This is a genomic window from Gelidibacter sp. F63206, from assembly GCF_023015735.1.
The window spans coordinates 2,501-15,391 of record NZ_JALKAU010000077.1 but is presented as its reverse complement, the minus strand read 5'-3'; the positions used below and the strand labels follow the sequence as shown (position 1 = coordinate 15,391).

At 40.0% G+C, this 12,891-nt stretch carries 4 protein-coding genes, 2 tRNA genes and 2 rRNA genes (1 of these 8 running past the window's edge); all 8 read left to right on the top strand.

The features are described 5' to 3' along the window. Positions 1-14 precede the first annotated feature (14 nt). Entirely contained in the window at positions 15-1,628 is a 1,614-nt protein-coding gene (locus MWU32_RS04260; RefSeq protein WP_246938092.1) for a RagB/SusD family nutrient uptake outer membrane protein, read from the top strand. Between the two features lie 471 nt (positions 1,629-2,099). Continuing rightward, positions 2,100-5,330, top strand: a complete 3,231-nt coding sequence (locus MWU32_RS04255) for a SusC/RagA family TonB-linked outer membrane protein (RefSeq protein ID WP_246938090.1) — start codon at positions 2,100-2,102, stop codon at positions 5,328-5,330. An 18-nt stretch (positions 5,331-5,348) separates the two neighbouring features. Next, positions 5,349-6,854 carry a RagB/SusD family nutrient uptake outer membrane protein gene (locus MWU32_RS04250; protein ID WP_246938088.1) on the top strand — a complete coding sequence of 502 codons (1,506 nt, stop codon included), beginning with the start codon at positions 5,349-5,351 and terminating at the stop codon, positions 6,852-6,854. Between the two features lie 208 nt (positions 6,855-7,062). Beyond that, positions 7,063-8,985 carry a putative porin gene (locus MWU32_RS04245; RefSeq protein WP_246938086.1) on the top strand — a complete coding sequence of 641 codons (1,923 nt, stop codon included), beginning with the start codon at positions 7,063-7,065 and terminating at the stop codon, positions 8,983-8,985. Between the two features lie 1,166 nt (positions 8,986-10,151). After that, positions 10,152-11,674, top strand: a 16S ribosomal RNA gene (locus MWU32_RS04240). A gap of 203 nt (positions 11,675-11,877) precedes the next feature. Further along, positions 11,878-11,951, top strand: a tRNA-Ile gene (locus tag MWU32_RS04235). Between the two features lie 79 nt (positions 11,952-12,030). Continuing rightward, a tRNA-Ala gene (locus tag MWU32_RS04230) sits at positions 12,031-12,104 on the top strand. 220 nt (positions 12,105-12,324) lie between these two features. After that, a 23S ribosomal RNA gene (locus tag MWU32_RS04225) occupies positions 12,325-12,891 on the top strand; it runs 2,277 nt beyond the window's last position. Together the 16S and 23S rRNA genes with 2 tRNA genes alongside form the textbook arrangement of a ribosomal RNA operon.

Sequence of the window (12,891 nt, the reverse complement as noted above, 5' to 3'; positions counted from 1 at the left end):
TAAAAATGAAGAAAATGATACGAAAAATATATATACTATTATTTGTAGGTGCCATGACACTTACTTTAGGGTGTGAGGAAGAGTTTCTTGACACTGTTCCTACAGATTCAATTTCTGAAGAATCAGCCCTTTCGAGCCCAGATAATATGGAGTTGGTCCTTAACGGACTCCATAGAATGATGTACGGCCAAAACCAATTGACCGGTGGAACCTCAAGTAGATCAGGCGAAAGTCACTTTATCCCAATGTTTGATGCTGTTGGTGGAAATATCATCCACTCCTCTCCTGGAAATGGTTGGATGACATCCGACTTAAAATGGCAAAGTCATGTCAATTCAAGTGCGACAACAGGATTTAACCTTTGGTTTCAGCGCTACCATTTTGTAGCTACTTCAAGTGCTATAATTGATAAAGTAGCAGCAAGTGATTTTACGGTTACCCCACAATTGAACAATATCTTGGGACAGTCACATGCATATCGCGCATGGGCCTACTACAGGTTGATAACTACGTTCTCTAAGGGCTATCTTATTGGCGACCCTGCTACAGATCCTGGTGTACCCCTTCAGTTAGATCAAGGAACACCATATACTAGTGGGCCAAGAGGTACAGTGCAACAAGTCTATGATCAAATGGAAATTGACATCGACAAAGCTATCGCTTATCTAAAAGAAGCTAGTCCTGCAGCAAATAAGTCGCACATTTCTCTAAATGCGGCCTATGGAATTAAAGCACGTATAGCCTTGTCAAAAGGAGATTGGGAAACTGCAGCCGATAATGCTGAACTCGCTAGAAGTGGATATCCGTTGTTGGATGAAGATGGATGGTTGTCAGGCTTCAATACCTATGATCTCTCAGAAGTCATCTGGGGAGGAAAAGTAATTGAGACAGAGACGAACTATTTCCAATCCTATTTTTACTACGTGGCTTTTTCCTTTAACGGAAGTCAAAATAGATCAAATCCAAAATTGATCAGTAAAGAATTGTATGACAAATTACCAGCTACTGATTATAGAACTAAAGCATGGTTGCCTCTGGCACCTAACACTAATCCGGCAGCCTCCAATGGTCAGGGCGGAAGTTATGAGTCTGATCCAAATTATGACGACAAAGCCTCCTTTGATGCCGCAAAAGCTGCTATTATTGAAAAATATGGAGCTACAAAGGGACACAACACCCATCCTTATATGAATGTCAAGTTCCAATTGAAGAACCCAGGGTCCATTGATCCAGATGATGTGATCTATATGAGATCGTCTGAAATGGTGTTGATAGAAGCGGAAGCAAAGGCAATGATGGATGACGTTACTGGAGCACAAGATGCGCTTGCTATTCTTGGTGAAAAGAGAGATTCAGCTTTTGATAAAAGCATTTTTACTACAAAGGAATTGCTAATGGAAGAGATCAAATGGCAACGACGCGTTGAGCTGTGGGGCGAAGGATTTAGCTATCATGATAATATCAGATGGGATGAAGGATTGGATCAATCTAATTCTGGTGCTTCGGAAGTCTTGTATCAGGATGGTTTTATGCAACCAAAACCGTCAATAAATGATAAATGGATTTTTAAAATTCCACAACAAGAAATCGATTCAAATCCTAATATGACTGAAGCCGATCAAAATTAAGTTGCACTATGATATAAGCTAAAAAGCTTAATTAAATTATAAATATAGAATCCCGGGACATATTATGTTTCGGGATTTTATTTTAAAATCAATTTCTCTTTGGTTGAACATTCTAAAATTTAATCAAATATTGAGCAGCCAAAAATATAGATTATTAATTGTTGCTATTCTGCATGCAGTGAAGCAAACGGTAAATCAGCAGTTTTTTAACACAAAGACTAATTATTCCATGGAGAATTACAGTTTAATTTGCATTATGTTCTGATGGAATAAATATTGAATTCAAATAGTTAAAATTTTAACGTAACCATTATTAAAAATTTACATCTAATTGGTGTTGGTGCTTAATGTTTTAGGTGCTGACGCGCTTTTTAAAAGTGCATTTGGCGTTAACATATTATTATATATAAAACTTGTTTTTTTAATATATTATTATGATGTTTGCGCAAGACTAACTCAAATAATTGTTTTATGAAATTAAAATTAACATGGTTAATGACGCTTTTCATGGCGTTTGTGATGCAGTTTTCTTTTGCACAAGAGAAAACTGTCTCAGGTACGGTCACATCTGTTTCGGATGGTTTGCCGTTGCCTGGTGTAAGTATTATTGTAAAAGGAACGACTCGTGGGGTTCAAACAGATTTTGATGGAAATTACTCCATTAATGTTCGTGTGGGGGAGACCTTGGCGTTTTCGTTTGTAAGTATGAAGAGCACTGAAGTTGTAGTTGGTGCCAGTAATACTTATAATGTTGCGATGGAAGAAGATATTGCTGCTCTTGATGAGGTGATCATTGTAGGGTACGGTACTACTACCAAACAAGCATATGCAGGAACTGCAAAAACAGTGGAGGCTAAGGACATTGAGTTTAAAAACTACTCAAACGTTTCACAGTCACTTGCAGGTGAGGCCGCTGGTGTAACTGTAATTAACACTTCTGGTCAGCCTGGTACAACTTCTACAATTAGAATTAGAGGTTTTGGATCTGTAAATGGAAACAGAGCTCCTTTATATGTTGTTGACGGTGTGCCTTACTCAGGTAGTTTAAATGCTGTCAATCCATCAGATATTCAAAGTACTACCATTTTAAAAGATGCTACAGCTACCGCAATTTATGGTTCTCGTGGAGCGAATGGGGTAATCTTGATTACTACAAAATCTGGGTCTTCAAGAGAGACTTATGTTGAAGTAGATGTTAAAACAGGTGTTAGCTCTTCGATTATCCCAAGATATGAGGTTGTTACTTCTCCTGAAGAGTCTATTGGACTCATCTGGGAAGCTAAGGTTAATAGAGAGCGCTTGAACGGTAATCCTGATCCAATTGGAACAGTTAACAATACTTTGTTTACGAATGCAATTGTTGCTCCTGGATACAACATGTGGAATGTTGCGAATGGTGCAGAACTTATTGATCCAGCAACTGGTCAAGTTAGACCTGGTGTGACTAGACGTTATACTCCAGAAAGATATGAGGACCTTTCCTTTAATGAGGCTTTTAGAACTGAAGCCAACTTAAGAATGGGTGGTGGAACTGATAAATCTAAGTATTTCTTCTCTACTGGTTATCTTGATGACAACGGCTACGCAATAAACACAAGCTATAAGAGATATACTACGCGTTTAAATATCAATACAGATATAAAAGAGTGGTTTAACGTTGGGGCTAATATTGGATATACGTATTCAGAAAGTCTTAATAACGGTCAAACGGATGGGGCCGAAAACATTTTTGAGTTTGCTGACAAAATGAATCCTATTTATCCAGTATTCTTAAGAGATGACAATTATCAATTGGTTCCTGATCCAATATTTGGAGGTTATCAGTATGACTATGGTTCTAACTCTGGCTATAGAGCTAGACCAAACGCCAACAACTTGAACCCGATAGCATCGGCTTTGTACGATCATAATGGAACTAAAAGACATGAGATCAATGCAAGTTTTAATGGTAAAATAAAATTGACCTCTGACTTAAGTTTCGAAACTACTTTTGGAGCTCAATACTCGAATAACATTTTTAAATCAATGGGTAACCAATTTTATGGTGTAGCTACTGCTAACGCAGGGGATTTATTTATGAGACAAACTGAGACACGAACAATCAACTTTTTACAGTTGCTTCGTTATAAGAAAAGTTTCGGAAATCACACTTTAGAAGTATTGGCTGCTCATGAAAGCAATGAGTTCAAACAATCTCTTGCTACTCAATATAAAGGAAAAGCGATTATTCCTGGTGGATTGGAACTTGATAACTATATTGTGAACTTGAGTCCTGCAACAGGATATTCTCAAGCAAGAACACTAGAGTCTTATTTTGGTCAACTTAATTATGATTTTGACAATAAATATTATTTAACAGCTTCTGTACGTAGAGATGGATCTTCAAGGTTTTACAAAAACAAATGGGATACTTTTGGTTCTATTGGAGCTGCTTGGGTAATTAGCAACGAAGAGTTTTTACGTAACAACGATTTATTGACCTTCCTTAAGTTGAAAGGTTCTTACGGAATAACTGGTGATGAAAATGGTGTTGGATTCTATACAGGGATCAATACTTTTGATGTTGTTAACGTAGGTGGTGAGTTTGCTGTAACTCCAAGATTGTTTGCTAACCCTGAGTTAACTTGGGAAACAGCACAACAATACCAAGCTGGTTTAGAGTTTACTTTAGGTAATTTCTTAGATGTTGGCTTGGATTACTATATCAAGGATACGGATAATTTGATCTTTGATAGAAGAAATGCACCTTCATCTGGTGTTGCGCTTATTACTGTTAACGATGGTGTATTGAGAAACAGTGGTTTTGAATTTGACTTGACTGGACATTTTATAAGAAAAGAAAATGTGGCTTTATCGCTGTCACTTAACGGGGCAATGTACAATAACGAAATCACAACAATGCCTATCGATCCTGAAACTGGAGAACCTGCCAACTTTAATATAGTTGGAAGATATGGGTATTCTAAGGGTCGTTCAATTTATGACTTCTACATGAGAGAATATGCTGGTGTAGACCCTGCTGATGGCTATCCAATGTGGGTACAACATTTTGATGATGTTAACGGCGATGGAGAGTTTAATACTGGTGATGTTCCAATTATAAGTCTTACAAAATACTTAAAGGAAAATACTAATGCTAACGTTGCAAGCAGAACAACAAAAACTTATGCCAATGCAACTGAGAAGTATATAGAAAAATCTGGAATTCCTGATGTAGTTGGGGCGTTTAGATTAAATGCAAAAATACACGACTTTAATGTTTCAGCTCAATTTGCATATTCATTTGGAGGATATGGTTATGACGCTCAATACGCAGAGTTAATGCATGACAACAACGGTGGGATCACTGCTCAAAATAGACATATAGATGTGCGTAACAGATGGCGTGAGCCAGGTGATATTACCGATGTGCCTTTAATTGCAGATAGAGTAATACCTAACGTGAATTCTACATCTTCAAGATTTATCACTAAGACTGATTATTTGGCATTGAACAACCTATTGATTGGATATACACTACCATCTAAATACACAGAAAGAATAGGAGTAAGTGGTTTAAACATTTACGCTTCTGGTGATAATCTATTTTTTAAAGGTGAGAGAAAGGGATATAATCCTACCACAAGTGAGAGTGGGAATTCAGGAAGAGCATTATATGCACCATTAACTACATTTACACTTGGTGTTAGGGTTAAAATTTAAAAAAAAATAGAAAAAGATATGAATACAAAAATTATAAGATTAGCTGGAATAGCGTTTTTAACGCTTATGTTATCTAGCTGTGACGAAGACTATTTGGTTCAAGAGCCATCACAGTTTATTAATGCGGATCAGCTGGCCGGTGCTATTGAATTAAATCCCGAGCTTGGTGAAGCCACTGTAACAGGTATATACTCAACTATGTTTACCACTGGTACAGGAGGAACTACCTCTCAGCAGGATTATGGACAAAAAGGATACGACGTCTATATGGACATGTTGTGTAGTGATATGGCCCTTACTACTAGTACATATGGCTGGTACAGAGCACGTATTACTGAGTATCAAGCGCCTTTGGATTTTACCCAATTGGAAAACTACCAGCCTTGGAGATATTACTACAGAGTGATTAACTTATCAAATTTAGTAATTGAAAGCTTGGGTGGAGCTGATGCGGTTCCGGAATCGGATGACAATAAATATGTCCTTGGTCAAGCTTTGGCCATGAGAGCTCATTCGTACTTCTATTTGACTCAACTTTTTATTCATGATGTAGGTGCGTCTTGGACATCGCCAACATTACCTATATATACTGTTCCAGAATTGGTGGGGAATCCAAAGTCACCAACACAGGATGTATATGCCTTGATGGAGTCTGATCTAACTAAGGCCATTTCTTTATTGGATGGCTATGTAAGACCTTCTAAAACACAAGTGAATAAACCAGTAGCTCAAGTTATTTTAGCTTATGTACTGGCCTCAAGAAGAGACAGATGGAATGATGTGGTCACTTTGACTAATGAAGCTATGGCTGGAAGTGGAGCTACGTTAATGGGCAACAATGATACAAGAGATGGTATTTTTGGAGGCTTCAACGATGTGAACTCTAATGGATGGATGTGGGGCGTGGATCTTAACGATGATATTGGACTTAGTTTAGTGTCATGGTGGGGTCAAATAGATGCCTTCTCTTATAGTTATGCTGCTGTTGGAGATAACAAAGGAATGGATGCTGATTTGTATAATAGCATGGATGCAGATGACGTACGTAGAGATCAATTCTTAAACAATCCTTCCAGTTCAAGACATTTGCAACCGTTGTTTAAATTTTATGATTCTGATAGAGTAATCTTTGGAACATCACAGATCGTGAAGGCGGATTATATTTATATGCGCTATGCCGAGGTTTTATTATTAAATATTGAAGCCTTAGCAAGATCAGGTCAAGAAGGCCCAGCTCAACTTGCTTTAGCAGACTTTGTCTCGGCCAGAGGGATGGATGCTACTTACGTGAGTGGATTAGTCGGACAGCCATTGTACGATGAGATCTATAAGCAAACTCGACTTGAGCTATGGGGTGAAGGTAAAAGCTACTTGGCTATGAAACGTAACCAAGCAACCATCAAAAGAGGACCAAATCACCTTTCTTTCGTGGGTGTGCCAATACCTTATGATGATGAGCGTTTGACATTCAAAATCCCACAACAGGAGATTCAGGATAATAACTCCATTAATGATCAGAATTAATTATTTCTGATAATAATCACAAAAGGCAATCTGAAAAGATTGCCTTTTTTTATTCATCAAATCAAAAATTCGTTGTTTTTATTTAAGGTTCCATAAAATACGTAGAGTAGTTGCCAACCTATAAACACGCAAAATTACTTTCATTATCTCTATAATATAGAACCTAAATAGGAGTTATATTATTATTTTTGCCACACAACTATGGATAATGAATAAACTTTTCTTTCTATTTGCGTTTTTGCTTTGTAACTTCTATACTGTATTAGGACAAGTCAGTCTTTCAAGAGAAGCTGGAGGTCCAGGAATGGATAGCCTAAAATCGAAACCAAAAGTCGCAAAGGTTGAAGATTATTTGATTATTGGCTTTGAGAGAGATACCACCTACCTTGATACAACATTATCCATTAAAAAGGAATACAAATTCAATTACTTGAGAAAGGATGAATTTGGTTTGATTCCGTTTTCCAATATTGGACAAACATATAATCGTCTAACACATGATTATAAGGATAAGCGTTCCTTGCCATTATTTGGCGCAAGAGCTAAGCATTTTAATTATATGGAGAAGGAGGATATCAACTACTTCCATGTACCAACACCGCTAACCGAGTTGTTCTATAAAACTGCATTCCAACAAGGCCAGTTGGTCGATGCTTTCTTTACGGTCAACATGTCAAAGCAATTTAATTTTTCAATAGCCTACAAAGGCCTCCGTTCGTTAGGAAAATATCAGCATATCCTAACAAGTACTGGAAATTTTAGATTCACGACAAATTATAATACCAAAAACGACAAGTACCAAGCACGGGCACATATCGTAATGCAGGATATTCTCAACCAAGAAAATGGAGGTCTAACCGATGAGGATGTTGAGCTCTTTAAATCTGGAGACCCAGAATTTATAAATCGAGCGGTGTTTTCTCCAAATTTTGAAGACGCAGAAAGTATGCTTGAGGGTAAAAGATTTTTATTAGATCATCACTACAACATTCTTAAGGCATCCGATAGTTTAAGCAATAATATAAGTATTGGCCAAGTCATCTCATTTGAAGACAAATACTATCAGTTTAATCAGGTAAATCAGAATGATTTTTTTGGCGATGCTTTTCTAACCTCTGAGATTGCGGATAAGGTAACCCTGGAGGATTTTTCAAATCGCTTTTTTGTCAATTATAAGAATGATATACTAGGCGAGTTGCAATTTAGTGCTGACTATAATAACTATAATTATGGATATGATGCCATTACGGTCATAGACGGCGTAAGAATTCCAAACCGGTTGAAAGGAAATGTTTTTGGAATAGGGGGTACCTATAAAAATAAAATTGGCGGATTTAATTTGAATGGTGAGTTTGGGCTCAACCTTTCAGGTGATTTTAATGGAAATTTTTTGGATCTTAATGCCTCTTATCGACTGAACTCAGATTTTCAGGTTTTAGCACGTCTAAATTCGAATTCGAAACTTCCCAATTTTAATATGTTGCTTTATCAAAGTGATTATATCAATTATAATTGGGATAATAGTTCGTCTTTTAAAAACGTACAGACGCAAAATTTGGCTTTTAAGGTGCAATCGGAGCGAATAGCTAATGCGGAAATAGAATACACGACCATTAATAATTACTCCTACTTTACAAAGGACCCCAATAACAATGTCAAGCCAGCGCAAGCGGAGAATACACTAAACTATCTAAAGCTGAATGTGTCCAAGGAGTTCCATTTTGGAAAGTTTGCATTAGACAATACTGTAATGTATCAAAACGTAATTGATGGTGATGGCATATTGAATGTACCGCAATTTATTACTCGTAATACTATTTATTTTTCTGATCACTTATTTAAAAGGGCACTCTTTTTACAAACAGGAATTACTTTTAATTATTTCACAGAGTATAATATGGACGGGTATGATCCTTTGTTGGGAGAATTTTATACCCAAAATCAAACCGAAGTTGGTAATTTTCCCCGACTGGATTTCTTTATCAATGCTAAGGTCAGACAAACTCGTATTTATTTTAAGGCCGAACACTTCAATTCAGCCTTCACTGGCTACAATTATTTTTCGGCGCCCAATAACCCATACCGAGACTTCAGTATCCGTTTCGGTATCGTGTGGAATTTCTTTCTTTAGTATCGATCGGGCTTCAATATTTTACCATCCTGGTTTGTTGTTTATTCAAAAGTGTTAAGGCTTTAAATTTAGTTAAGGTAATTGGCCTTTGGGAAACTGGAAATAGTGCAATACGCATACTATAAGAAGTTTTTTGTGATAATTTTGAATGATCAATTTCCATTTTGATTTTTATTCGATCGATACATAATTCGATCAAACGTGTTTTCAATCAATAGTTATAGATGTCCTTTGTTATTTCAGGGCTACTTGATCTAGTTGTTTCATGGCTTGAGCTTTTCTGATTTAGGTTTCAAAAGGAGATTCAAAGTTTATTTGTTTTTAGATTAAAGTGTCAGACAACTTTAAAAGATATGAAATGACGGATTCAATTAAATATAATAGGAGTATTGGAAGTAGTTTGAATATAACTGTGTTACCTCTCTCTCTCTCTATATATATAGGTGTAACAAGTAGGTTTATGTTGTTTATTTTGGACATTTCCTCAAACCACGCCGGCAGTCCACCGCGCCCTCGTCCCATGCTTTTCGCGTTGGCCACGGGGGTCCGGTCAGCGGCCCCGCCGCCACCGTGTGGTCCGTCCGCGCCTCCCTTGCCAATGGCCGCCATGGTTTCCCGCGGCCTAAGGCGTTCATTTCCAGCGTGAAGAAAAATAGTTGAAAAAAAGTGTGATTTTATTTTGTCGGTAAGGGAAAAAGGGTCGTATATTTGCACCCCGCAAACAAGGGGCCCACGGTCCCGGGGAGCGGAAAAAGTTCATTTACATCCTTGGAAAAAGAAAGCAAAATATTTTCGATAAAATGTTTTGCGGATCGGAAAAAGGTTGTATGTTTGCAGCCGCAAAAAACGGCAACGTTGGCAGCGGCAGAGGGTTCATTGGAATGGTGTTTTTAGGGGTTGATTGGAGTGTGAAAAAAACTTTCAAAAAAAACTTTCAAAAACATTGTGTGGATCTAAAAAAGGGTTGTATATTTGCACCCGCTTAGCGATTGGGTTCGCTGAGGAAAAAGAGAAACAAGTTCATTAACATATTGGATTGACAGCGTAGCGAAGCATTGGAAACGGTGCTTTGCACAAAAAAAGAGAACAAGCCATTTTGAGTACCAAGAATTGGATTTCCTTTGGTCGTTGAAAAGTACTGAGTGCCTCGGCACTCTAAAAGAACAACGATGAAGAGTTTGATCCTGGCTCAGGATGAACGCTAGCGGCAGGCCTAACACATGCAAGTCGAACGGGATTTATCAGCTTGCTGATAATGAGAGTGGCGCACGGGTGAGTAACGCGTATGCAACCTACCTTTTACAGTGGGATAGCCCAGAGAAATTTGGATTAATACCGCATAGTATGCACGACCGGCATTGGTTGTGCATTAAACATTTATGGGTAAGAGATGGGCATGCGTTCTATTAGTTAGTTGGAGTGGTAACGGCACCCCAAGACAGCGATAGATAGGGGCCCTGAGAGGGGGATCCCCCACACTGGTACTGAGACACGGACCAGACTCCTACGGGAGGCAGCAGTGAGGAATATTGGACAATGGGCGCAAGCCTGATCCAGCCATGCCGCGTGCAGGAAGACGGCCCTATGGGTTGTAAACTGCTTTTATACAGGAAGAAACATCCCGACGTGTCGGGACTTGACGGTACTGTAGGAATAAGGATCGGCTAACTCCGTGCCAGCAGCCGCGGTAATACGGAGGATCCAAGCGTTATCCGGAATCATTGGGTTTAAAGGGTCCGTAGGTGGACGATTAAGTCAGAGGTGAAATCCTGCAGCTCAACTGTAGAATTGCCTTTGATACTGGTTGTCTTGAATCATTGTGAAGTGGTTAGAATATGTGGTGTAGCGGTGAAATGCATAGATATCACATAGAATACCGATTGCGAAGGCAGATCACTAACAATGTATTGACACTGATGGACGAAAGCGTGGGGAGCGAACGGGATTAGATACCCCGGTAGTCCACGCCGTAAACGATGGATACTAGTTGTCCGTCCGCCTGGCGGATGGGTGACTAAGCGAAAGTGATAAGTATCCCACCTGGGGAGTACGTTCGCAAGAATGAAACTCAAAGGAATTGACGGGGGCCCGCACAAGCGGTGGAGCATGTGGTTTAATTCGATGATACGCGAGGAACCTTACCAGGGCTTAAATGTGGATTGACAGGACCAGAGACGGTCTTTCCTTCGGGCAATCCACAAGGTGCTGCATGGTTGTCGTCAGCTCGTGCCGTGAGGTGTCAGGTTAAGTCCTATAACGAGCGCAACCCCTGTTGTTAGTTGCCAGCGAGTAATGTCGGGAACTCTAGCAAGACTGCCAGTGCAAACTGTGAGGAAGGTGGGGATGACGTCAAATCATCACGGCCCTTACGTCCTGGGCTACACACGTGCTACAATGGTGGGGACAGAGAGCAGCCACTGGGTGACCAGGAGCGAATCTACAAACCCCATCACAGTTCGGATCGGAGTCTGCAACTCGACTCCGTGAAGCTGGAATCGCTAGTAATCGCAGATCAGCCATGCTGCGGTGAATACGTTCCCGGGCCTTGTACACACCGCCCGTCAAGCCATGGAAGCTGGGAGTACCTGAAGTCCGTCACCGCAAGGAGCGGCCTAGGGTAAAATTGGTAACTAGGGCTAAGTCGTAACAAGGTAGCCGTACCGGAAGGTGCGGCTGGAACACCTCCTTTCTAGAGAAAGACGGCCATGGAATGATATTGGAAAAGGGATGTTTTGTTCTCCCGCTGTTGATTTAATGATATACTATAGTAGAGTCTCATAGCTCAGCTGGTTACCCGCCCGCGCCGGAAAGGCACGTTCGGACGGGGAGCGCAGCGCTCTTTAGGGCAATTGCCGTTGGCAGTTCCCGTTCAGGGGGTTAAGGGCCTAAGTCAGTCTCATAGCTCAGCTGGTTAGAGCGCTACACTGATAATGTAGAGGTCGGCAGTTCGAGTCTGCCTGAGACTACTAACTACTATGGAAAAGGAAATTCTGGAAGTTGGGATTCATAATTCAAGGTTCTGAATTCAAAGTTCTGAATTCAAACGGGGGATTAGCTCAGCTGGCTAGAGCGCCTGCCTTGCACGCAGGAGGTCATCGGTTCGACTCCGATATTCTCCACTATCTCTGAGAAGATAGAATAAAGAAAAAAGACAATAGACTTGGTCTATGCTCTATTTTCTCTGTTCTTTTCTCTCAAGGAAAACGTTCATTGACATATTGAAAAAAGATACATAAAAAATATTACGGATATATCCTTCGGGATGTATCAAGTAACACGTGGTCGTTCCTGGTTTACGAGCTAAGGGATGACTGCAAACTCATTAAAAGACAAAAAGTACAATAAGCTACATAAGAGCGTATGGGGAATGCCTAGGCTCTCAGAGGCGATGAAGGACGTGATAAGCTGCGAAAAGCTGCGGGGACTGGCACATACAGATCGATCCGCAGATATCCGAATGGGGCAACCCACCATATTGAAGATATGGTATCCCGATTTATCGGGAAGCAAACCCGGAGAACTGAAACATCTAAGTACCCGGAGGAGAAGAAAACAAAAGTGATTCCGTAAGTAGTGGCGAGCGAACGCGGATTAGCCCAAACCGGTACCGTTAAGGCGGTATCGGGGTTGTAGGACCACGACATTCGAAGCATGATGAACTAGAACACGTTGGAAAGCGTGGCCATAGACGGTGATAGCCCGGTATGGGTAAGTAATGCTTAGATAGTGGTATCCTGAGTAGTGCGGGGCACGTGAAACCCTGTATGAATTTGGCGGGACCATCCGTTAAGGCTAAATACTCCTGAGAGACCGATAGTGAACCAGTACCGTGAGGGAAAGGTGAAAAGAACCCTGAATAAGGGAGTGAAAGAGAACCTGAAACCATACGCTTACAAGCGGTCGGAG

Coding starts and splice junctions, on each gene's coding strand:
- MWU32_RS04245 (WP_246938086.1), top strand. CDS start 7,063: ATGAATAAACTTTTCTTTCTATTTGCGTTTTTGCTTTGTAACTTCTAT.
- MWU32_RS04250 (WP_246938088.1), top strand. CDS start 5,349: ATGAATACAAAAATTATAAGATTAGCTGGAATAGCGTTTTTAACGCTT.
- MWU32_RS04255 (WP_246938090.1), top strand. CDS start 2,100: ATGAAATTAAAATTAACATGGTTAATGACGCTTTTCATGGCGTTTGTG.
- MWU32_RS04260 (WP_246938092.1), top strand. CDS start 15: ATGATACGAAAAATATATATACTATTATTTGTAGGTGCCATGACACTT.